The organism is Corallococcus terminator, assembly GCF_049194865.1.
Lineage (GTDB): Bacteria > Myxococcota > Myxococcia > Myxococcales > Myxococcaceae > Myxococcus > Myxococcus terminator_A.
On the sequence record NZ_JBLZWL010000110.1, the window covers coordinates 1 to 22,413 of the forward strand.

Sequence of the window (22,413 nt, forward strand, 5' to 3'; positions counted from 1 at the left end):
GGCTGGGTGCTCGGTCGCGCCGGCACGTCGGCGCTGTGGCTCGGCTGTCTCGCGCTGGGGCTCGTCTGCGCCGTCTGGCAGCTGGCCATCGCGGGCGCCCGGCGCCGCAGGCTGGACTCGGAGCGCGCGGCGCGCACGGACCTGAGCCCCCTCGTCGACTGAAGCGCCTCGTCTCCAAAGACAACGGGCGGCCTCCCGCGAAGGAGACCGCCCGTGTTCCACACCGGAAGCCTGAAGCGACTACGGCCGGGTGTAGTTGATGGCCAGGTTGTACGTGGCCGCCGTGTAGCCGCGCACCATGACGTGCGCCGTCGTCGCGCCGGCGGGCACCGTCAGGTCGCACGTCTCCGTGGCGCCCGTCTGGTACGGACGGCAGTTGTACGTGGTGGTGGTGGGCGCCGAGCCGAAGTTGACGTACAGGTCCGGGTCGCCCGTGCCCGTCATCGCCACGCGGAACGTGGTGCCAGCCACCACGTTGTACGCGGGGAAGTTCACGTTGGTGTTCGCCGCGACGCTGCCCGTCTTGCTGTCCGTGGTCGGCGTGCCGCCGGTGCCGGTGCCCGGCTTGGTGTAGTTGATGGTCAGGTTGAAGTTACCCGCCGCGTAGCCACGCACCATGATGTACGCCGTCGTCGTGCCGGCGGGCACCGTCAGGTTGCAGCTCTCCGACGCGCCGCTCAGGTAGGGGCGGCAGTCATACGTCGTCGTGGTGGGGGTGGCGCCAAAGCGGACGTACAGGTCCGGGTCGCCCGTGCCCGTCATCGCCACGCTGAAGCTGGTGCCGGCCACGACGTTGAAGGGGCCGTAGCTGGTGTTGGAGCCCGTCGCCACGGTGCCCGTGCGGGTCTCCGTCGTCGGGGTGCCAGTGCCCGGGCCCGGCGGCTCGGGGTCCGTGCCACCCGGCGCGCCGTAGAGCGCCACGGCGCCCTGCGCGTCCAGCGCGGTGATGACCAGGTCGCCCGTCTGCGTGCCGTTGCACTGCGGGTAGTGCATGACCGACTTGGAGTCATACGCCGTCAGCTGACGCCAGTTGCTGTCCTCGAAGCACGTGCCCGACTCGGGGCGGGTGTGCTCGTGGCGGAAGCCGAGCGTGTGGCCCAGCTCGTGACGGATGATGCCCGTCAGCGTCCAGGGCGACGTGTTGCCGAAGCCCGTGTTGTCGATGAGGACGTTGCGGTTGGCGCGGGTGTCGTTCGGGAAGAACGCGCGCGCCAGGTACTGGCCACCCGAGTTCACCGGACGCACGTCGAACACCACGTTCTGGTTGCTCGCGGTGCAGGTGGCGTCCTGCGCGCTGACGTAGACGAAGTCGATGTTGGCCACCGCCTCCCACGCCGCCGCCGCGTTCGCCATCGCCTGCACGGCCGCGTTGTAGTTGGTGCCGAACGTCGTGCTCACGCAGTAGGTGATGTTCTTCTTCTGCGTCGCGTTCCACGCGGCATCCACGCCGCCCGCCCGGTGGACGATGAGCTGCCCGTCACGAACGTTGTTCTCGTAGAACTCGCGCAGCAGCTTCTCGTTGGCGAACGTCGTGTCGCCGTCCGCGATGAAGATGCCGGTGTCCGGCTCCTGGTAGACCACCGAGAGGAACTGCTCCCACGACATCCCCTGGCCAACGGCCTCGGGAGCGGGGGTGGAACCTTCGCCGCCACCACAACCGGACAGCAGCGCCAGGCCCGTGAGGGCACCGATCAACTTGGACTTGGACATGAACTTCCTTTTCGAGAGGGGGTACTGCCAGAGCTCCGACAGCTCGGGCCCGGCGACACAGCAGCCGCCATGCCAATCCCGCAACTAGTGGATTTCCCTCATGCTTTTACGGAAACACCGGGGATTCACGGAGCACGAAGACTCCACGTTTCACGCCCAGGCTGTAAAATCTCGTAACAATTCGTAACAAAACCCCTTTGATTCCAAAGGGTTGGAACGCAAAAACGGGAGTGTCCAAGAAAAGGACACTCCCGTTGTAAAGTGTCCCGGGTCAGGTCGGACTACAAACCCAGGAGCGTCTCGGGGCGGTTGAGGCCGCGGGCGCGGGCCAGGGGCTGGAGCACGTCGGGCGGGGGCGCGTCGGCGGTGAGCAGCAGGGCGCGCACGGCGGTCTCCACCACGTCCTCTGCGCCGGGACGCACCATGCCCCGGCGGGCGTCCTCCACGCGCTTGCCCCGGTACGCGTCGAAGCGCTCCTTCACGCGGCGAGCCAAATCGGAGACGGCCTTGTCCCCCACCTCCACGCGCAGCTCCAGCTCGTTGCGCAGTTGCACCGGGTCCGCCAGCACGCCGTACCTGTCGTAGCCCTTGTGCGACATGTCCTCGTGCATCACCGCGAAGTCGTCGGTGTGGGGCGCGGGGACCTGGTCCTTGAGCAAGTCACGCATCACCGCGGTGACGGAGGCCGTCACGGTGAGGCGGTGCAGCTGCACGTCGTAGACGAAGTCGGAGAACATGTTCTCCTCCACGGTGACGGGCTCCCTGAAAGTCGTGTCGCGGTGGCGCTGCACCTCGATGCGCTGCCCCTCCGACTTCTCCAGGGCCGCCTCCAGCTTCGTCTCCCGGTCCTTCACCGCCACCACCATCTGCGCGAGCAGCTGCTCCTCCTTGGAGCACAGGCCGCTGGCGCAGCGCGCGGGACTGCACTCACCGGGCAGCGTGCCGGGCTTCTCCGCCTCGCGCGCGGCCTCGCCGCACTCCTGCAGCGCCTCCAGACACTCGCGGCGCTCGCGCTCCCGGCAGCGCTCGGCGCCCGCGCGCAGCAGGTTCATCTCCGTCTGCATGCGCAGGTACTCGCGCAGGGCGGCGGCCTGCTTGCGGTCCACCTCCTCCTGGGAGCGCTCGGCTTGCAACAGCTTCGTCTCGAAGCCGGCGCGGCGCGGGTTGGGCACGGACGTCTTGCCGGCGAGGTAGCGGTGCGAGCGCTGCGAGTCCTCCACCGCCTTGAGGGGCAGCACCCGCTCCAGCGACAAGTCCAGCTTCACGCCCTCGCGGCCCTCGGGGGCCTCCGTCACCACGCGCAGGGGGAGCTGGGTGGGGAGCATGGCCGCGAGCCTCCCCGCCGCCAGCCGCTGCGCCACGTCCGGCGCGCCGGCGCGGTCCTCCACGGGCGTCGCCACCACGAGGAAGGCCACCTCGTCACGCAGCTTCTGCCGCACCGCCTCCGCGCGCTCCCTGGCCGCCGTCGCGCCCACGCGCTCCTGGTCCGCGCGCACGTAGGCCACCAGCGCGTTGCCCAGCTTGCCGGCCTTCTCCAGCCCGTCCCCGGTGGTGAACCAGCGCTTGGCCCACGCCACCTGCACCTGGTCCACCGCCTTCTTCGCGCCCGCGTGCTCCGGCGACACCGACAGCACCGCGTCCAGCTCCACGCGCGCCTCCTGGAGCTTGTCCGCCTTGAGCGCCGCGAGCGCCACGGCCACGCGCTCATCCAGCGTCGTATTCAGGAGCTCCCGCGCCGCCGTGTTCTCCGCGTCCAGCTCCAGCGCGCGCACCAGCCGCTTCATGGCGCCGTCCAGGTCGCCAGAGCCGTGCACGCTCCGGGCCTCCTCCAGCACCACCTGGCTCCACGCCTTGCGCACCTCGCGCAGCTTCACCGTGATTTCGGACGCCTCCGGGTCCGCGGCGAGCGCGCGCAGGTAGGCCGCCTCGGCCTCCGCCCACTTCTGCTGCTGGCTGGCGGAGTCGCCCTCCTTCACGGCGCGGGAGAAGGCCGAACAGGCCGTCAGGACGAGCAGCGAGGCCAGGGCCAGGGCGCCGAGCACGCCACGAGATGCGCCAGGCGCCGGACGAAGGGGACGAGGGGGGGCGAACACGCCTCGCATCTTCGGGGAAAGGAGGCACCGGGTGAAGTGTTCGAATGTCGGCGTCACCCGTAACGGGCCAGGCGAGCGTGGCTCCAGGCCCGGCCCCACGCCCCACGGGCGGCCAGCCGACACGAATGGCAACCCCTGCTGCTGGGCTTTATGAGGTTCGCCGTGAATCGCGAGGGCCTCGGTGGGTTTGCCCCGGGAATGACGCGTCGCAACAGCCGGTAGAGCAGCGGTAGCCGATTCAACGCACCCACGAGGGGGGCAAGAGAGTCACCATGTCCTGTCCACAACCGCGTCCCACAGAGTTCCGCCTGCCCATGCGCGCGGAGTCCTTTTCCGTCGAGGACCACCGCAACGTGCACTGCCGCTTCTACGGCGGCTGCATCGACGTGGCGGTGCGCGAGGACTGGGACAGCTTCACCTGCGCCAAGTGCCCCATGTTCCAGCAGGACGCCGCGCCCGGCGCGGACCAGTACGCCTTCAACCAGCCCGCGGACACCGGCAGGCCCTAGCCCGGTGTGAAGAGCAGGCGACGTGCCGGCGCTCCACCCCTGCGTGGAGGCCGGGACGAGGCACGGGCCCCCGGGGGTTCTTGCCCAACGGTGGTGGTGGGAGTCCGGACCCGCGTGCCGCTTGAGCCCTTCTCCTCCGGTCGTCGCGAGCCTTGCGCATGCCTTACCGCCCCGTGGTCGTCCTGGCCGAGGATGATGGCCTCCTCAGAGAGGCAATGACCGAGACCATGGAGCTGGAGGGCTACCGGGTCCTCGCTTGCGAGAACGGCTTCACCGCGCTGAGGGCCTTCTTCGCCGAGCCCCACGTGGACGTGCTGGTGCTGGACTGGCTGCTGCCCGACATCGAGGGCCAGGGTCTCATCCGGATGCTGCACGCGCAGCGCTCGCTGGCGGAGCTGCCCATCGTCCTGACGACGGGGCTGGACCTGGAGCTGCCCAGCTTCGAGGGCGCGGTGTGCCTGTTGCGCAAGCCCGTCGCCCCGGGCGAGCTGTCGCGAATCCTGCACAGCCTCACCCAACCGGGCCAGCCTCCCACCACCCTGGCGCCGCGCACCCAACGCGTGGCCTGACGCCCGCTTCCACACCCGCGCGGCACGCCCCATCTTCCGAGGACCGCGGGCCCGGCACGAGGCCTTGTCCGCCCTCGTCATGCAAGAGCATCGCGTCACCACGTGGCTGGAGCTCCAGGACTCGCTGTTCTCCGACTCCTGGAACGAGACGCTCGGGCGTCACCGCTCCAACTTCGTCTTCCGGGGCATGCCCCACGTCGAGCACGACCTGTCCACCGCGCTCAACCGCCGGGGCATGTTCATCCGACAGGAGCGGGACTTGCTGCGCGCCTTCCGCAAGTACGCGCGCGGCACGCCTCGCGAGCCCCTGGACTCCGTCTGGGATTGGCTCGCCCTGGCCCAGCACCACGGCCTGCCCACGCGGATGCTCGACTGGACGTTCAGCCCCTACGTCGCGCTGCACTTCCTGACCGAGGACAGTGAGCTGGCGGGCGCGGACGGCGTGGTGTGGTGCGTGGACTACCGGGAGACCAACCGCCTGCTGCCCCGCGCCCTCAAGGCGCAGCTGCGCAAGGAGGGCGCCGACGTCTTCACCGGGGACATGCTGGCGGCGGCGGCCGGCTCCATGGCGGACCTGGACAAGCTGACCCAGCACCCCTTCGTGCTCTACTTCGAGCCGCCCTCCCTGGACGCGCGCATCGTCAACCAGTTCGCGCTCTTCTCGGTGATGAACGGGCCGGACCTGCGCCTGGACACCTTCCTGGAGAAGCAGAAGCACGGGGTGCGCAAGCTCATCATCCCCGCGGCCCTCAAGTGGGAGGTGCGCGACAAGCTGGACCAGGCCAACGTCACCGAGCGCGTGCTCTTCCCCGGCCTGGACGGGCTGAGCCGCTGGCTGCGTCGCTACTACAGCCCGCGGCCCCGCTGAACTCAGGCATGCGCGTGGACGTGAGGCCCCCGGGCGACACCGGGGCCATTCAAGGCGACGTCGCCAAGAATGCCGTTGGCGCGCTCGTGCTCCGTCACCGCGCGGATGTCCTTCTCCCACTTGTTGCCGGCGGCGCCGAACAGGACGACGGCGAAGAGCGCCGCCAAGAAGAAGAGCGTACCGAACAGGGCTGCACCGAGCATGAGCATCGCCAGACCTCCTGGAAGTGAGAATGTACCTTCCAAGGGTGGGGCTTCCCGCCGCGCGCCGCGACGGGCACCGCGTCTTCCCGCCCCCGCTCGCCCGCTCAAGCCGGGGGGCAGGCAGGCAGGGGGCGCCGTCGGTCAGCCGCCCGCGTACTGGCGCGGCAGGCTGAGCCAGAAGCAGGTGCCCTCCTCGGAGGAGGAGGAGACGCCCAACAGGCCGCCATGGGCGCGCACGATTTCGTGGGTGATGTAGAGGCCCAGGCCCAGGCCGTTGCGCTGGGCGCTGCGCATGTCCTGGGCGCGCACGAAGGGGTCGAAGATGGAGGCCAGCCGCTCGGTGGGGATGGGCAGGCCCCAGTTGTGGACCTCCACCCGCACGCCGCCCTCCGCGTCCGCCACCATCACCCGCACGGCGGTGTCCTCGGGCGAGTACTGCACGGCGTTGCCCACCAGGTTCGACGCCGCCTGGGCGATGCGGTCCCCGTCCCAGTCGCCCCAGCCGTTGCCCGTCAGGCTCAGCTCGAACTGGCGCCTCGGGTGCGCCACCTCCAGCTCCTCCACCACCTGGCGCAGCACCTCGTGCACGTTCATCCGCGCGCGCTCCAGCACGTAGCCCGCGCCCAAGCGCGTGCGGGTGAAGTCCAGCAAGTCGTTGATCATCCGCGCCATGCGGTCCGCGGAGATGGAGATGCGGTTGATGGCCTTGCGCTGGGGCTCGCTCAAGCCGCCGTGGCGCAACAGCAGGGACGCGTTGCCGGAGATGGCCTGGAGCGGGTTGCGCAAGTCATGGCCGAGGATGCCCAGGAACTGCTCGCGGAACACCGCCGTGCGCCGCGCGGCCTCCTCGCGCTTGAGGCCCTCCTCCACGCGCTTGCGCTCAATCGCATACCGCAGCGCGCGCACCAGCAGCGGGCCCGACACCTGGCCCTTCACCAGGTAGTCCTGCGCGCCCTCGTGCACCGCGCGCACCGCCAGCCGCTCGTCATCCGTGCCGGTGAGCACGACGAGGGGGACGGACGGCGCGGCCTGGAGCAGGGGCGGGATGTTGCCCAGCCCGTGCCCGTCCGGCAGCGACAGGTCCAACAGCACCGCGTCCAGCTGGGTGTCGCTCGTCACCACGCGCACCGCGTCCGCCAGTCGCTCGACGTGGAGCACCTCGAAGTGCGTGGTGCCCACCTCGCGCAGCTCCTCCTGGAGCAGCCGCGCGTCGCCGGGGTTGTCCTCCACCAGCAGCAGGCGCAGGGGGCGCTCGTTCGTTCCAATCTCACTCATGACGACGCCTCGGACACCGTGGCTCCGGCCGGCGGCCAGGGCAGGGTGAACCAGAACGTACTCCCCTCTCCTGGCCGGGACTCGACGCCGATGCGTCCCCCCAGACGCTCGACGATTTTCTTGCAGATGGCCAGCCCGATGCCTGTCCCGGCGAACGCCTCCTTGCCGTGCAGGCGCTGGAAGATGACGAAGATGCGCTCGAAGTCCTGCGCGTCGATGCCGATGCCCCAGTCCCGCACGGAGAAGCGGACCTCGGCGCCCTTCGCCTCCGCCGTCACCTCCACGCGCGGCGGCGAGTCGCCGTGGAACTTGAGCGCGTTGCCGATGAGGTTCTGGAACAGCTGCGCCAGCTGCGTCTCGTCCGCGAGCACCGTGGGCAGCGGCCCCGCGCGGAAGTCCGCGCCGGACTCCTCCAGCGCCACCCGGAGGTTGGCCTTCGCCCGCTCCAGCGCGCGGTTGGCGTCCACGGGCTTGGGCTCGCGGCCCTGCGTCCCCACGCGCGAATAGGCGAGCAGGTCCTGGATGAGCTGCTGCATGCGGGTGACGCCGTCCACCGCGTAGTGGATGAAGGTGTCGGCGTCCGCGTCCAGCTTGCCCTGGTAGCGCCGGGCGAGCAGCTGCGTGTAGCTGGCCACCATGCGCAGCGGCTCCTGCAGGTCATGCGAGGCCACGTAGGCGAACTGCTGGAGCTCCTCGTTGGAGCGCGACAGCTCCCGAGCGCGCAGCCGGAGCGACTCCTCCGCCCGGCGGCGCTCCAGGCCCTGCGCGAGCGCGTCCGCCACCGTGGCCAGCACCGCCATCGCGTCCTCGCCCAGCACGTTGCGACTGTAGAGCCCCATGACGCCCACCAGCTGCCCGCGCACCAGCAAGGGGATTCCGGCGAACGAGCGCACCCCCGTCTCCCGCACCCAGGTCTGGTCCAGGACGCGGGCATCCTGGTCCATCTGGGCCACCCATATCTGCTCGCGCCTGCGGGCCACCTCCGCCACCAGGCTCTGGCCGTGCAGGGACACGCGGCCCCAGCGGTCGGGCGGCGGCGCGGCGGCCCCCGCGTTGCCCACCAATTCCAACATCGCCGCGGCGCGCGAGTACATCCACAGCCGCGCCACCTGCGCATCCAGGTGACGGGCCAGCGCCTCCGCGCAGGCCTGGAGCACCTCGCCCACGGTGCCCTCTCGCGCGAGCGCGCCGCTCACCTCCGCGCGCAGGGCCTCCAGCCGGCGCGCGCCCTGCTCCCGGTCCAGCCGGCGCAGGCCCTCCTCGACGTGGCGCTGGGCCGTCATGTCCGTGTTGGTGCCCACCCACTCGCGCACGGCGCCGTCCGCGTTGAGCACGGGCACCGCGCGGGCCATCGTGGGCGAGTACGTGCCGTCCGGACGCAGCAGGCGGTACTCCACTTCATAGGGGCGCACGTCCGTCACCGCCGCCCGCCACGCGCGGGCGGCCGCCTCGCGGTCCTCCGGGTGGAGGGCGTCCAGCCACCCCTGGCCCCGCCACTGCGCGTACGTCTGTCCGGTGTAGTCGCGCCAGGAGGGGCTGTCCTCCTCGATGAAGCCATCCGGGCGCGTCACCCACACCGCCTGCGCGGTGGCGGTGACGAGCGAGCGGAAGCGCTCCTCGGCCCGCCGCGCGTCGCGGAACAGGCGCGCGTTGTCCAGGGCCACGGCGGCCTGCGACGCCACGCCCTCCACCAGCCGCGCGTGCTCCTCGCGGAAGCGCCCGGGCGCCTCGTGTCCGAAGAACAGCCCGCCGAGGATTTCGCCGGAGCGGCCCTTCACGGGCACGGCGAGGTAGCTGCGCACCGGCAGGTGCCCGGGCGGCATGCCGTGGAAGGGCGCGCTCTTGCCGTAGTCCGGCTGGCGCGTCACGTCGTCATAGAGGCGCGTGCCCTCGCCCCGGAACGTGGGGCCGAAGATGGCGGTGTTGCGCGGCATGGGCATGTGGGCGAAGGCCTGCCGGGGCGCGCCGGACAACGTGTAGAGCAGATACGACTCGCCTCGCTCGTCCACGCGGTTCTCGAAGAAGGCGCCGAAGCCCGCGCCGGTGAGGGCCACCGTCTCGTCGGTGATGCGCTGGACGAGCACCCCCGCGTCCAGCTCGGAGGACAGCGACGCGCCGATGCGCAGCAGCGTCTCCGCGGTGCGGCGCTCCTCCTGGCTGCGGCGCAGCGACTCCTGCGTCTCGCGGTGCAGGCGCGCGGTGTCCACCGACTGCGCGGCGCGCGAGGCGAGCTGCTCGCCCAGCGCCAGGTCCTCCGGGCCGAAGCGGCGGCCGGACTCCGCCGTCACCAGCATGAGCGCGCCGAGGATGCGCCCGCGCGCCCGCAGCGGGACAATCACCGCCGAGCGCAGCCCCAGCTCCCGCAGGAAGCCCAGGTGCTCGGGGCTCCGGGCGCCGCCGACCAGCCCCTCCTCGGAGATGGACTCCAGCAGCACGGGGGTGCCGGTGCGGATGACGGTCAGCACGCCTCGCGGGTCATCCTCGCGCGGTGGGTAGCGCTCGCGGAGATCCTCGGCCAGCCGCACCCTGCTGGGGTCCACGTGGGCCACCGCCACCTGGCGCGTGCGGCCGTCCTCCTCCAGCAGCTCCACCGCGCACCAGTCCGCCATGCGGGGCACGACGAGCCGCGCCAGTGAGGACAGCGTGCCCTCCAAGTCCAGCGCGGAGGAGGACAAGAGCGCGCCGGCCTCGGCGAGGAAGCGCATGGACTCCGAGGCGCGCTTGGGCTCCTCGATGTCCGTCTTCGTGCCGAGCCACTGGAGGATATGACCGTCGGAACCCCGCAGGGGGCTGGCGCGGCCGAGCATCCAGCGCCACGCCCCGTCATGACGACGGCAGCGGAACTCCGCCTCGTAGGGCTCGCCGGTGCGCAGGGAGTGGGCCCAGCGCCTGCTGGCTTCCGGCAGGTCCTCCGGGTGGATGGTCTGCCGCCAGCCATCGCCGAGCGACTTCTCGGGCGTCAACCCGGTGTACGCGTACCAGCGGCGGTTGAAATAGACGTGGTGCCCGTCGGGGCGGGTCATCCACACGAGCTGGGGCAGGCTCTCCAGCACCTGCCGGGAGAGCGCTCCCTGGAACAGATCCTCCTGCCGCGGCTCAGGCTCCTCGGCCGCCTTCTCCGGGCGGGGATGGGACGGGAACATGGGACGCACATCACCTCAACAGCCCGCACTCGCGCCACCCTTTCCGCACCCCGTGATTTCCACCACCGGACAGTTGACCGAGAGGTGCGGACCGATGCGCGGGGGAGACCCACCGGGCCGGGGGTGTCCTGCCTACCCGCCGGGAAACCCTGACATCGCTGGCCCTGGTTATTCCTGACACCCCCGCAATGACGTCACAAAAGTCACAAAGTGGCGTTATTCGGAATCGCCGCGACTTCAAATAGAGCCATACGTTTCCATCGTAGCGCGTTCTTCCATAGAGTCTGGGTTCAGCGGGTGGGGTGGGCCGGGGGTGCAGTGACGTCGTGCCCGGGGAGGGCCATGCGCTCGATAGACAGACCCAGAATCGCGTCCGGACAGTCCGGGCAAGCCGCCGTGGAGACGGCCATCATCGTGCCGATGTTGGTGTTCATGGTGCTGGGCATCATCCAGCTCGGCATGGTGCACAACGCCAGACTGATGACGGAGTACGGCGCCTATCGCGCGGTGCGGGCTGGCATCGTCAATCATGGTGACTGCGGGCTGATGGAGCGGGCGGCGCTCACCGCGCTGCTCCCCACGCTGCCGCCGCTGGGCGGCAAGCCGGGCCGGGTCGACACGGTGCGCGAGGCCGTGGCGGTCCACAAAGCCTTCAGCCGGAAGCTGTTCGGCGAGGGATTGCTGGCGCGGTTCTATGCGAGGGCGCCGGCGCTGCCCCTGTTCCGCGTGCAGGTCCTCAATCCCAAGAAGAGCGAGCTGGCAGAGCTCTTCGGCACCTACGGCTCCCACCTGGACCAGCTGGAGATCGACTACGACGACGTGCGGGACGAGCGCGTCATCGAAGCCAATCTCCTGTCAGTGCGGCTCACCTACTTCTACGAGCTGCGAATCCCCTTCGCCAACTGGCAGCTCCACAGCTTCTACCTGGGGCGCGAGTATCTGGATCAACTCAAGGGCATCCAGTTCGAGCGCCAGCGCGTGGGAGGCCGCAACGCGACCCAGTACCTCCAGGACCGGGGACGGACCCTGAGCACGGACCACGCGAAGGTCGTCACGCTGGCGCAACAGGAGCGCAAGTACGTGATGCCCCTGGTCGCCACCTGGTCCATGCGCATGCAGTCCAACCTCCTCAACAATGACCAGCACGGACCTGGTCGGTGCGTCGTCAACGACTAGCACCACCACCGCTCCCGGGGGATGACCATGTTCAAGCTTCTTAGAAGGTTGCGCGGGGACGAGCGGGGCCAGGCGCTGGTCGTCGGCGTCGTCGCCATGCTGGTGCTCGCCGTCACCGTCATGACCTCCGTCAGCATCGGTCACGGCGTCTACGAAAAGATAAAGCTCCAGGACGCCGCCGACGCGCAGGCGTACTCCCTCGCGGTGAAGGAGGCCCGGGCCTACAACTTCCTGGCCTACACCAACCGCGCGATGATTGTTCATTACTCGGCCATGCTCACCTTCATGTCGTACGTGAGCCATGCCCTGTACCTGGACATGACCATCGGGAAGCTCGCGTCCATCGCGCAGTACATCCCCGTCATCGGCGGCATCTTCGCGGCGGTCAAACAGGTCATCAAAGCCTGGAAGAAAGTCGTGGAGACAATCGCCAGGGTCTTCATACCCATCCTGTCGATACTCAACGTGGCCCTCTGGCTCGCCCAGGAGGCCATGATGTTGGGGACGTTCAAGGACCTGCTGGTGAACTCGGGAGCGGGCGCCATCCACGGCACGGACCCGAAAGCCAGACCCGGGGTGCTCATGTCCTCCGGCTCCGGGCTGGGTGCCATCACCGGCAAGTACAACGTCAACTACTCCAACATGAAGAACTTCCTGCACGTCGTCGACGACGGCCCCAGCAGCAAGACGAAGCGCGGCCAGTTCGACCTGACCGACCCCACCGGCCTCACCAAGCGCTCCAAGCTGCTGGGCAACAAGAACAAGCTGTCCGACCCGGAGATGGCCAAGTACCGGCTGCTCATGGGCAACCTCGTCAACGGCGCGCGCCGCCAGTGGACCGCCGAGGGGAAGACCCTCCCGCTCGTCGGCCGCAAGTGGTCCCTGAACCTCTGCGTCCCCCCGCTCTTCCAGCTGCGCGTCGCCAAGGTGGCGGACAGTCAAATCAAGAGCTTCCACGAGGAGTTCGAGGACAACCGCAGGGACCAGCTCTTCGCCTCCGACGACATCAAGATTCAATGGCGGACGCCCTGCCCCTACCTGGGCGGCAGGAACAAGGGATGGAAGGACATCCTCACCGTCAACTTCCGCGTCGCCGCGGACAACCAGGGCGGCTTCCACCAGAGCTACGGGACGCACAAGTCGGAGGACCACCACGACTGGATGGGAATCACTCCCTTCTACACGTCGGACAGCAGCTTCGTGGACCCGTGGCTCAACCACTTCAGCTACCCCTGCAACCTCAGCATCGTGTCCAAGGACATGACGGCCGGCGGTGGCGCCGCCAAGCCCTTCCACCTGGAGGGCATGAGCAAGAACGGCTTCATGCGGGAGTCAAGCACGGGCCAGCACGATGATGAGACCACGGGTATCCGTGGCGGGTTCGTGGACCTCTCGTGGAACACGATGCGCATCGGCAGCGACACGGGGACACGCACGGAGCCGGCCGGGGCCATGATGGCCATGTCGGTGGGACGGGCCATCTACCACCGGCCCGGACACTGGGAGGAGGAGCCCAACTTCTTCAACCCCTTGTGGACGGCCCGCCTCGCCCCCGCGAAGACCCACTGGGAGCACGCGGCCATGAATCAAATCATCCCCCAGTGGGGTGCAGCCGAGTCCGACTTCGCCGACGCCCTCAACTACTGATGGGAACCGCCATGACGACTCGAGCCACCCTGAAGCGAGGTTCCTGGCACCTGGGACGGCGGGCGCGGAGGGGCGCGGCGACGACGGAGTTCGCCATCCTCGCCCCCGTCCTCATCCTCCTCATCCTGGGGTCCACCTACTTCTGGGAAGTACAGCACGTGCGCCTCAAGGCCGCGGAGCTCGCGCGCTATGTCGCCTTCGAGCGCACCGTGCGACCGGACGTGGGGCAAATCGCCACCGAGGCCCAGGAGCGCTACCAGGACCTGGATGGCGCCACCAAGACGGGCGCCATGCCCACGGGCCTGGGCTTCCAGAACCGGCTCACCCTCACCGTGAGCGTGGAGAACGCGGACGCGCCGCTCCAGAACGAGTCGCTCTCCGAGCGCGGCGGCCAGGGCGGCGTGGGCCAGCTGCTGGGCACGGTGCTGGGCGCCATCGGCTCCACCGCGGGCCTCGTCGCGAAGACCATGGGCCTGGACCCCAAGAAGGGCGCGGTCCGCGCGCAGGTGGATGTCCATATCAAGAACGGAGTCATCCCCTCGCAGCTCGCCTTCCTCACCCGAGGCCTCGACGACAACCGGCTGGACTTGAACCTCAAGGAGTCGTTCTTCATGTACCACGACACCTGGCGCGCCTGGGGTCCTGGAGACCGTCCGTCCGACTCGATTCCCCGCGTCCAGCAGCTCACCCATGACCGCGTGAAGAAGCTTGCCTATGCGGGCCTCGCCTCGGAGGGGGGACTCCTGGATGCCATTGGCGCGGTGCTCTCCGTGCTGGGCTTGGACTTCCCCCTCAAGTCCGACTACCTCCGCGACACCGTGCTCATCAAGCATGTGAAGGAGGGAGGCCGTCACAACTGGAACAAGAACGCGCGCACGCCCGACACCCGGACGGTCCCAGGAGACAAGCTGCTGGCGGCCTACTGGAATAATGACAAGGACGCGTGCTTCGACAGCTGCGAGCCCTCCGAAATCAAGGAGAAGCGCGGCCTCAAGCCGTCATCCAAGGACGGCCACTTCAACTGGTCCATGCGCGCCTACAACTGCCGGGGCAAGTACTTCCAGGGCGCGCGGAAGTCCGAGGCGCCCGAATCCAAGTACGGACAGAGAGAGGGCACGGGGAAGGAGTACTTCACGTACGACGACTACGCGTGCTCGTCGAACCCCGACCGGGACCAGGGTGGAGAGGACGAGTGAGCGCCTCGCCATCCAGACTGGCGGACCGCACGGGCGCCGTGACACGCGTCGTGGGATTGGGCGGCGTGCTGCTGCTGGTCGCCACGGCGGCCACGCTCCGTGAGCCCCCGCCCGAGCCACCTCCGCCGCCCCCGCCTCCGGTCGCGAGCGGAGGGCTGGTCCCCACGCCGAGCCACGCGGAGCCGCTGACGAAGCGCCTCCAGGGACTCATCCCCGCCTATCCCCGCGCCAAGGCCATCTCCATGGGACGGCTGGAGGCCAACGGCAATCCGATGGAGATGGCGTACTTCGAGACGACCGACGCCGCGGGCGACGTGATGGAGTTCTATGCCCGCGAGTTCCGCCGGCAGGGCCATCGCACCGCCACCGAGCCGGACGGCGCGGGCGGTGGCGCCGTCAGCTATTACGACGCGAAGCGGGGCGCGCTCGTCGCCGTCACCGCCGTGGGCATCGACGGGACGCCTCCTCGCACCCAGGTCTTCCCTTCCATCACCGACGCGCCCGACGGCATGCACCTCAAGGCGGAGGCGATGACGTCCCTGCCGCGTCCTCCCGGCGCCACGACGATGCTGCGCCTCGAGGACCGCAACCGGGGGCCCACCGAGGGCAACACCACCGTCACCGAGGTGGCGAAGGGCTCGCCCGCCACCCTCGCGAAGTTCTACCGACAAGAGCTGGAGCAGCGCGGCTACGCGCAGAAGGAAGCACGCTCCGAGCCCCAGGGCGTGGAGCTGCTCGACTTCCAGAAGCCCGGGGAGCGGCTGTCGCTCTCTCTGTCACCCATGGGTGACCCGGCGGCACAGGAAACCCTCGTCACCGTGGTCCTCGAACGGATTCGCTAGATTCAGGAGCGCCGCACATGACTGGCTGGATGACCGCGACCTACCGCTGGCTGCGCCGCCCCCGCTCACGAGGGCAGGCCCTGGCGGAGATGTCCTTGCTGATGATGGGACTCATCGTCGGAACGATGGGCCTGTACACCTTCGCGCCGGACATCCTCGCCGCGTACACCATCTACGTGCGCGGCTTCTATGTCGTGCTCGGCTATCCGCTGGGGTGAGCCGGCCGCGCACTCACTGCCCCGGCACGCGGGGCACTGCGATGGGGACGGTGTCCAGCGCGGGTTTCGCGCCCGTTCCCGTCGCGCGCGCCACCCAGGTCGTCTCGGCGTCGCGCACGGACTCCACCCCGAAGAGCGGAACACGCTCCGTGCTCACCACTCCTACGGAGAGCCCCTCCTCGCGACGGAAGGTCCGCTCGCGCGCCTTGCCCGCGAAGGCGCCCTGCGCCACCGCATCCTTCTCTGCCTCCAGCGTGCCCCTCAGCTCGGGCTGGTCCACATGAAGGTCCACGGGGATGGAGAGCGGGGCATGGGGAGGGACGGAGACGGCGAGCCGCTCGACGAAGGGCCTGTCTCCTCCCCGGACCCAGAGGACCACGAGCGTGCGTGGGTTGGTCTCATGGTCCAGCTCGAGCTGGTACAGCACCGTGCCATCCTCGCGCGTCGTCTCCCCCACCACCGCGACACGGACGCGGCTCTTGCCCTCCTTGGCACGCAGCTCGTAGTCGACCCACGCGCCGACCATCGGCTTGAACTGGCCATACAGCAACGGTGCCGGCACCAGCGCCCGCGCCTCCTTGAGGCGGGCCGGGTCCACGACCATCGGCGCCTCCACCGAGGGGGCACCCGCGTCATCGAGGACGGACGCTTGCTCCACGGGAGGCGGCGTCAGGGGAACCAGCGCCAGGCCCGGCCCCGCGTCCTCCGCTCCACGCCGGGAGTCAGAGCAGGCACCGAACAGCAGGAAGGACACACTCAAGGCCGTCGGGATGCGGGACATGGTGCAATCCTATAGGGTTCCGCCTCGCATCCCAATCCAATGCATGTCTTGGTTTCGGGTGGTGAATAGGAAGGACGTGGATGATGGGTATCGCGCTGTTCTCCCTGCTGGCCGTGCTCGCACAAGCACAGGTGACGTCTCCCCAGTCCTTCCCCGAACTCCCCCTCGTGGTGAAGGAGGGTGGCTGGGCGCGCTACGAGGCGCTCTCCACGGACGGCCCCGCGCGCTTCGTGGTCAAGGTCGGCGCGCCGGGGCGCCATCAACAGAAGCGCGGTCGCTGGCTCGACCTGGAAATCGAGGTCCCCTCCGCGGGCCGCATCTCCCTCCAGTTCCTCGTCGAGGGAGACCGCTTCGGCGCGAGCAACATCCTCCTGATGCGCGCGACGATTCCAGGGGAGAAGCCCCGCGAGAGCACCGAGCCCTTCAAGAACGAACCCAAGTCCAGACGTGAAGGGAAGTTCCTCCAGAAGTCGACGGAGACCCTCGCCGGCAAGGTCCTCGAGGTGATGGAGTACTCCTTCACCGGAGGCAACACCGCCGAGTGGTCCGCCGCCGTGCCCGGCCTCGGGCTGGTGCGGATGGGCGGAGAGAATCCCTTCCACCTCGTCGACTTCGGCGTGGGAGGAGACCCGTGGAAGGAGCGCACCACCCCCGCCATGTTCCCCGCGCCACCGCCCAAGAAGTGAGCCTCAGCGCCCGGGCACGCGCGACGACAGCCCCACCTTCAGCAGCCGTCCTCGCACGCCGTCCACAGCGTCGTGCGCCAGCCTCGCCTCCAGACGAAGCGACTCACCCCGCCCCGCCCGCAGCACCGTGCGAGGTGGCTCGCCGTCGCCCTTCTGGAGCGAGAACCACTCCAGTTCCGAGAAGCGAGTGCACCGCCCCAAGGGGTCGATGAAGCCCTTCCCGGAGAGGAACAACCCCGGCACCAGGTGCAGGCCGATGGCGCCCAGCCACACCGCCAACCCCAGACAGAAGCTCCCCAGCGCCGGCCGCGCCTCGGAGTACAGGAGGTGCACGCCCAGCAGCACCAGCAACCCCATCCCCGCGAGTACTTGCAGGTACGTCCCCACCCGCGCCCGCGCGCCCAGCACGACGAGCGAGCGCGCTCGCAAGAGCGACACCAGCGCCACGAGCGACAGCAATGCCTGTCCGCAGGAGGCCACCGCCACCGCCAGGGCCAGCATCCCCCGGCGCCCGCCGAGCGCCTGGGACTCCTGGACGAGCCACACCGCACAGGCGCTGAAGAACCCCACCGCCAGGACATGGAATGCGACGGTGGACACGGGGAGCGCGGTCGCTTTCATCGGTGCCCGCCAGCGCATCACATCCGTGAGGATTTGGGGAGGGCCCCTCCCCTTCAGCGGGCCCGCCGCCGCCGGGAGGCCATGGGCACCGACGTGGCGACGACGAGCTGCCGGTACTGACGGGGACTCAACCCCGTCACCTGCTTGAACTGGCGCGACAGCGCGCTCTGGTCACAGAAGCCCACCGCGAGGGCGATGGCGGCGATGGGCTGCTCATCCTCCACCAGTCGCGCCGCCGCCGCGTCGATGCGCGTCTTCATGATGAACTGCCCGGCCGACAGCTGGAAGATGCGCCGCATCCGCCGCTCGAACTGCGCCGCGGACATGCCCGCCCGGCGCGCCAGGGAGTCGATGCGCAGCCGCTCCCCATAGCTCGCCTGGATGTGGTCGATGGTCCCCGCGAAGCGCTCGTCCACCAGCCCCGCGCGCCCCGGCTCGTGCACGTCCTTGGACAGACACGCCAGCCCCATCACCTCACCCGTCGCATCGAACAGCGGCACCTTGCTCGTCAGACACCAGCCCGGCTCGCGGTTGTTGAACAACGTCAGGTCCAGGTTGTCCACCAGCGCGCGGCCCGTCCGGAACACCTTCTCGTCCTGTCGCACGTAGCGGTCCGCCATGTGCTGGGGAAACAGCTCGTGCGCCGTGCGCCCCACCGCCGCCGTCTTGCTCTTCAGGCCACAGCGCTCCGCGCACGCCTCGCTGATGCACACATAGCGTCCCCGGATGTCCTTCACCGAGAAGACGATGTCCGGCACCCGGTCGAACAGCTCCTCCGCGAACAGCGGGTTGGCCACCCGCCCCATGAAGCCCATCCGCCAGTGCTCCAAGGTTTCACGCGCTTTGGTGGTTTCCATTCGTCCCCACATGGGAAAGACACAAGAACGTCAGACGTGCTCACGAATACCTTGAACACCACGTGAAACCTACGTCGGTGTCACTCGGAAACGGACGACACCGTGCATCAAGCCCCCACCCGAGGAGCACGAAGCCATGCGCGGTCCAATCACGGATTGGTGTCGCTGTCACATCGTCCTCTCCATCTGCTGTCTCACCCTGTTCACGCCCGGAGCGGACGCCCGCCCTGGAGGTCCCCCGCCAGCCGAGTCTGCCCCGCGCGTCCACGGCCTGGAGCATGCCCACCAGCGCATCCAGCCCGACGAGCGCCGGCCCGACGTCTCCCCGGAGCAGCTACGCCAGTCCCTCACACCTCCCGCGCCGAAGCAGGCCCTGCTGGCGTGCGACACCGCGGCCTTCGGGTCGGCCACGGGCACGGCGCTCGTGACGCTGGTGAAGGGCTCCACGGCGGATTGCATCAACACGCTGTTCAGCGTCACGGGCACGCTCGCCCGCCAGGTGTTCATCGAGAGCAAGATGGTCACCATCGCCAACGCGCTCACCACGAATGCCCAGGCCTACGTGGGGAACAACAGCGGCCAGACGCTCCAGCTCGTCCTGTTCCTGCGCGCGGGGTACTACGTCCAGTACTACGCCCCGGACGTCGTGGGCAGCTACGGCACGGCGCTGGCCAACGCCATCCGCCCGGCCCTGGCCGCCTTCGTCGCCAACAGCCACTTCCGGGACGTCAACGACGCGCACGGCGCGGTGCTGAGTGAGTTCGTCACGCTCATCGACAGCTCGGGGGAGAACGCGCGGCACCTGGGCACCTTCAAGGGGCTCCTGGACCGCTTCAACGACACGGTCGCGTCCTTCTGGTACATGCGCAGCGCCACCAACAACGTCTTCGTCGGCCTGTTCCGGGGTCACTACAACAGCGACTTCGTGACGGCCGTGCAGGCGGACTCGTCCATCATCGACGCGCTGGACTCCTTCGGCCCGCGCACCGAGCACCTGCTGGGCACCGACAACCAGTACCTCCCGGTCAACGCCGCTCGTGAGCTGTCGCGCTTCCTCCAGTACGCGGGGACGCTCCAGACGAAGACGCGCCCCAAGGTGAGAACGCTCATCACCAGCCACTCGATGACGGGCCCCACCGCGGGCGTCTGGGTGGGCACGGCGGAGATGGCCGACTACTACGACGGCGCCAACTGCGCCTATTACGGCATCTGCGACTTCCGCCGCACCCTGGAGCAGGCGGTGCTCCGCGTGACGCACAACTGCGGCGCCACGCTGAAGATGCGCGCGCAGGACATGACGGCCACGCAGCTCACGCAGAGCTGCGGCCAGCTGGCCACGCAGGAGAACTACTTCCACGACAAGTTGAAGACGGGCCGCCTCCCCGTCGCCAGTGACAACAACACGTCGCTGGAGATGGTCATCTTCGACAGCAGCCTGGACTACCAGACGTATGCCGGCGCCCTGTTCGGCATCGACACGAACAACGGTGGCATGTACCTGGAAGGAAACCCCGCGGCGTCCGGCAACCAGGCCCGCTTCATCGCCTACGAGGCGGAGTGGCTGCGGCCCGCGTTCGAAATCTGGAACCTGCGCCACGAGTACGTCCACTACCTGGATGGCCGCTTCAACCTGAAGGGCGACTTCGGCGCCAGCATCAGCCAGCCCACCATCTGGTGGATTGAGGGCCTGGCCGAGTACGTGTCCAAGAAGGACGTCAACGCGGACGCGGTGGCGCGGGGCGCGAGCAAGAGCTTCCAGCTCAGCCAGATTCTGCGCAACGACTACAACAGCGGCACGGAGCGCGTGTACTCCTGGGGCTATCTCGCGGTGCGCTTCATGTTCGAGCGCCACTCGGACCAGGTGGACGGCTTCGTCGCCCAGTTCCGCGCGGGGAACTACAGCGCGTATCGCACGTCGCTCGACGCCCTGGGCACGACGAACGACACGGAGTTCCACCAGTGGCTGACCTGCGTCGCCACCGCGAGCGACCCGAGCACCTGCGTGAATCCCGGCCCGGGTCCTGGCCCGGGCACCAGCACGCCATGCACGGGGGCGGACACGCGGATGCTGGGCAACAACTGCTACCGGGGCCCGCTGGCCGGTGGCGAGGAGCTGCAGTACTTCTACGTGTGGGTGCCCGCCGGCGCGCGCAACCTGCGCTTCCAGATGAGCGGCGGCACGGGCAACGCGGACCTCTACGTCCGCGCCAGCACGTGGCCCTCGACGACGGCGTATGACCAGCGGCCGTATCTGTCCGGCAACGACGAGGTGGTGGACATCCCCTCGCCGCTGGGTGGCAGCTACTACTACCTCATGGTGAAGGGTCGCGCGGCGTTCGCGGACGTGAAGCTGGAGTCCCGCTTCGACACGACGCCGTGAAACAAGGGAGTGGCTCCCGGGTGGAGGCGGGGCCACCTGGGAGTCACTCCCGCTTCAGCACACCCTCCACCGTGCGCCACAGGCCCAGCGGGTTCGCCTCGCGAAGCTCTGGCGGGAGCAGCACGTCCGGCACGTCCTGGAAGCAGACCGGGCGCACGAAGCGGCGGATGGCTCCCGTGCCCACGGCGGTGAAGCGCCCATCCGAGCTGGCGGGAAAGGGACCGCCATGCACCATCGCCGGACAGACCTCCACGCCCGTGGGGACACCGTTCATCAGCACGCGCCCCACGCGGTCCGACAACGTGGGGAGCAGCTCGGAGGCCAGCTCCGTGTCACCCGGGTCCATCATCACCGTGGCGGTGAGCTGGCCTTCCAGCCGTGAGGCCACGCGCACCAACTCCGCCGCGTCACGCGCCACGGTCAGCACCGCGCAGCTGCCGAACACCTCTTCCGTGAGTTCACCCTGAGCGAGCACGACTTGCGCCTCCGCCTCGAAGAGCGCGGGCGCACCGAGCGCGGCCTTCGACTCGCCGCGTGCACGAGTCTTCGTGTCCGCGCGGGCGGCGAGCCGGCTCACGCCTTCGCGGAAGCGCTCGGCGATGGCGGGCGTCAACATGGGCGCGGCCGGTGCGGCTCCCAGCTTCTCGGCGAGCCGTGTGCGGAAGGCCTCGTACCCCGGCCCCTCCACCGCCACGAGCAGTCCGGGCGAGGTGCAGAACTGGCCCGCGCCCTGGAGGATGGACGCGGCCAACGCATCCGCCATCGCCTGCGGACGGGCGGCCAGGGCTTCCGGCAGGAGGAAGATGGGGTTGATGGAGCCCATCTCCGCGAACACGGGAATGGGAACGGACCGGGCGGCGGCCAGCGCCATCAGCGCGCGCCCTCCACCGCGAGAGCCCGTGAAGCCGACGGCGCGGATGGCGGGGTGACGCACCAGCGACGCGCCCACCTCGGTGCCCGCGTCGAACAGGAGCGAGAACACGCCTTCGTGCAGTCCACACGCCGCCACGGCCGCGCGGATGGCGAGCCCCGCGCGCTCGGACGTCGCGGGGTGCGCGGGATGGGCCTTGGCGACGACGGGACAGCCCGCGGCCAGCGCGGACGCGGTGTCACCTCCCGCGACGGAGAACGCGAGCGGGAAGTTGCTCGCGCCGAACACGGCCACCGGCCCCACGGGACGCAGCAGGGAGCGCAGGTCCGGACGGGGCAACGGACGGCGCTCGGGAAGGGCCCGGTCGATGCGCGCATCCACCCAGCTCCCCTCTTCCAGCAGCCGGGCGAACTGACGGAACTGTCCGGCCGCGCGGCCCAGCTCTCCCTGGATGCGCGCGGGAGGCAGGCCGGTCTCCTTCGGCGTCACGGCGAGGAAGTCCGCCTCCGCCGCGAGGAGCGCCTCCGCGATGTGCTCCAGGAAGACGGCGCGCTGGCGCGAGGACAGGGCCGCGAGCGAGGGCGCGGCCTGCTCCGCGAGCACGCAGGCGCGCTCCACCTCCTGGGGCCGCGCGCCGTGGAAGCGAGGCTCCAGCGCCACGCCCTCGGCCGGATTCCAACCGGTGAACGTCGGCCCACCGGGCTCGCCGCGTTCGGCGCCAATCAACGACAGTCCCATCCAGCTCATGCGACGACCTCACTTCGGGAG

General features: G+C 69.4%; 19 protein-coding genes. 10 read left to right on the forward strand and 9 right to left on the reverse strand.

The features are described 5' to 3' along the window. Positions 1 to 240: 240 nt before the first annotated feature. Positions 241 to 1,710 (reverse strand): M57 family metalloprotease, encoded by a 1,470-nt coding sequence (locus ACN469_RS33830; RefSeq protein ID WP_498774790.1) that lies wholly within the window; start codon positions 1,708 to 1,710, stop codon positions 241 to 243. Between the two features lie 281 nt (positions 1,711 to 1,991). Further along, a complete protein-coding gene (traC, locus tag ACN469_RS33835; protein ID WP_498774792.1) occupies positions 1,992 to 3,812 on the reverse strand; it encodes an outer membrane exchange accessory lipoprotein TraC in 1,821 nt (606 codons plus the stop codon). A 263-nt stretch (positions 3,813 to 4,075) separates the two neighbouring features. On the opposite strand from traC, the gene ACN469_RS33840 reads away from it, so the two are divergent. From ACN469_RS33840 to ACN469_RS33850, 3 genes are all read left to right on the forward strand, one after another. Further along, positions 4,076 to 4,312, forward strand: a complete 237-nt coding sequence (locus ACN469_RS33840) for a hypothetical protein (protein ID WP_498774794.1) — start codon at positions 4,076 to 4,078, stop codon at positions 4,310 to 4,312. A 158-nt stretch (positions 4,313 to 4,470) separates the two neighbouring features. Further along, positions 4,471 to 4,881, forward strand: a complete 411-nt coding sequence (locus tag ACN469_RS33845) for a response regulator (RefSeq protein WP_498774796.1) — start codon at positions 4,471 to 4,473, stop codon at positions 4,879 to 4,881. 79 nt (positions 4,882 to 4,960) lie between these two features. Continuing rightward, positions 4,961 to 5,749 (forward strand): FRG domain-containing protein, encoded by a 789-nt coding sequence (locus ACN469_RS33850; RefSeq protein ID WP_498774892.1) that lies wholly within the window; start codon positions 4,961 to 4,963, stop codon positions 5,747 to 5,749. Positions 5,750 to 5,751: 2 nt separating this feature from the next. Here ACN469_RS33850 and ACN469_RS33855 read toward each other — a convergent pair whose 3' ends face one another. The 3 genes from ACN469_RS33855 to ACN469_RS33865 all read right to left on the reverse strand — a co-directional run bounded on the left by ACN469_RS33855 (position 5,752) and on the right by ACN469_RS33865 (position 10,370). Beyond that, positions 5,752 to 5,958, reverse strand: a complete 207-nt coding sequence (locus ACN469_RS33855; RefSeq protein WP_498774798.1) for a hypothetical protein — start codon at positions 5,956 to 5,958, stop codon at positions 5,752 to 5,754. A gap of 135 nt (positions 5,959 to 6,093) precedes the next feature. Next, a complete protein-coding gene (locus ACN469_RS33860) occupies positions 6,094 to 7,227 on the reverse strand; it encodes a sensor histidine kinase (RefSeq protein WP_498774800.1) in 1,134 nt (377 codons plus the stop codon). Then, positions 7,224 to 10,370, reverse strand: coding sequence for a GAF domain-containing protein (locus tag ACN469_RS33865; protein ID WP_498774802.1), 3,147 nt, complete (start codon positions 10,368 to 10,370; stop codon positions 7,224 to 7,226). Before ACN469_RS33865 ends, ACN469_RS33860 begins: the two co-directional genes overlap by 4 nt. Before the next feature lie 342 nt (positions 10,371 to 10,712). Here ACN469_RS33865 and ACN469_RS33870 point away from each other — a divergent pair, with 342 nt between their 5' ends. From ACN469_RS33870 to ACN469_RS33890, 5 genes are read left to right on the forward strand one after another with little or no spacing between them, the layout of a single operon-like run. Continuing rightward, positions 10,713 to 11,546: a TadE/TadG family type IV pilus assembly protein gene (locus ACN469_RS33870; RefSeq protein ID WP_498774804.1), complete on the forward strand. Its 834-nt coding sequence runs from the start codon at positions 10,713 to 10,715 to the stop codon at positions 11,544 to 11,546. 27 nt (positions 11,547 to 11,573) lie between these two features. Beyond that, positions 11,574 to 13,193: a TadE/TadG family type IV pilus assembly protein gene (locus tag ACN469_RS33875; protein WP_498774806.1), complete on the forward strand. Its 1,620-nt coding sequence runs from the start codon at positions 11,574 to 11,576 to the stop codon at positions 13,191 to 13,193. Positions 13,194 to 13,204: 11 nt separating this feature from the next. Continuing rightward, positions 13,205 to 14,389 (forward strand): TadE/TadG family type IV pilus assembly protein, encoded by a 1,185-nt coding sequence (locus ACN469_RS33880; RefSeq protein ID WP_498774808.1) that lies wholly within the window; start codon positions 13,205 to 13,207, stop codon positions 14,387 to 14,389. Then, on the forward strand, positions 14,386 to 15,231 hold the full coding sequence (locus ACN469_RS33885) for a hypothetical protein (protein WP_498774810.1): 846 nt from the start codon (positions 14,386 to 14,388) through the stop codon (positions 15,229 to 15,231). Before ACN469_RS33880 ends, ACN469_RS33885 begins: the two co-directional genes overlap by 4 nt. Before the next feature lie 17 nt (positions 15,232 to 15,248). Next, the gene (locus ACN469_RS33890; protein WP_498774812.1) at positions 15,249 to 15,449 is read left to right on the forward strand and encodes a hypothetical protein; all 201 of its coding nucleotides are present in this window, start codon (positions 15,249 to 15,251) and stop codon (positions 15,447 to 15,449) included. Positions 15,450 to 15,462: 13 nt separating this feature from the next. On the opposite strand, the gene ACN469_RS33895 is transcribed toward ACN469_RS33890, so the two are convergent. Beyond that, on the reverse strand, positions 15,463 to 16,230 hold the full coding sequence (locus tag ACN469_RS33895; RefSeq protein ID WP_498774813.1) for a hypothetical protein: 768 nt from the start codon (positions 16,228 to 16,230) through the stop codon (positions 15,463 to 15,465). 80 nt (positions 16,231 to 16,310) lie between these two features. On the opposite strand from ACN469_RS33895, the gene ACN469_RS33900 reads away from it, so the two are divergent. After that, positions 16,311 to 16,916: a hypothetical protein gene (locus tag ACN469_RS33900; protein ID WP_498774815.1), complete on the forward strand. Its 606-nt coding sequence runs from the start codon at positions 16,311 to 16,313 to the stop codon at positions 16,914 to 16,916. Between the two features lie 3 nt (positions 16,917 to 16,919). Here the strand turns inward: ACN469_RS33900 and ACN469_RS33905 are convergent, their stop codons facing one another. Beyond that, a complete protein-coding gene (locus ACN469_RS33905) occupies positions 16,920 to 17,537 on the reverse strand; it encodes a hypothetical protein (RefSeq protein ID WP_498774816.1) in 618 nt (205 codons plus the stop codon). 53 nt (positions 17,538 to 17,590) lie between these two features. Beyond that, positions 17,591 to 18,394, reverse strand: a complete 804-nt coding sequence (locus ACN469_RS33910) for a PAS domain-containing protein (RefSeq protein ID WP_498774818.1) — start codon at positions 18,392 to 18,394, stop codon at positions 17,591 to 17,593. Positions 18,395 to 18,530: 136 nt separating this feature from the next. On the opposite strand from ACN469_RS33910, the gene ACN469_RS33915 reads away from it, so the two are divergent. Continuing rightward, entirely contained in the window at positions 18,531 to 20,774 is a 2,244-nt protein-coding gene (locus ACN469_RS33915) for a M9 family metallopeptidase (RefSeq protein WP_498774820.1), read from the forward strand. Between the two features lie 43 nt (positions 20,775 to 20,817). Here the strand turns inward: ACN469_RS33915 and ACN469_RS33920 are convergent, their stop codons facing one another. After that, the gene (locus tag ACN469_RS33920; protein WP_498774822.1) at positions 20,818 to 22,392 is read right to left on the reverse strand and encodes an aldehyde dehydrogenase (NADP(+)); all 1,575 of its coding nucleotides are present in this window, start codon (positions 22,390 to 22,392) and stop codon (positions 20,818 to 20,820) included. Between the last annotated feature and the right edge of the window lie 21 nt (positions 22,393 to 22,413).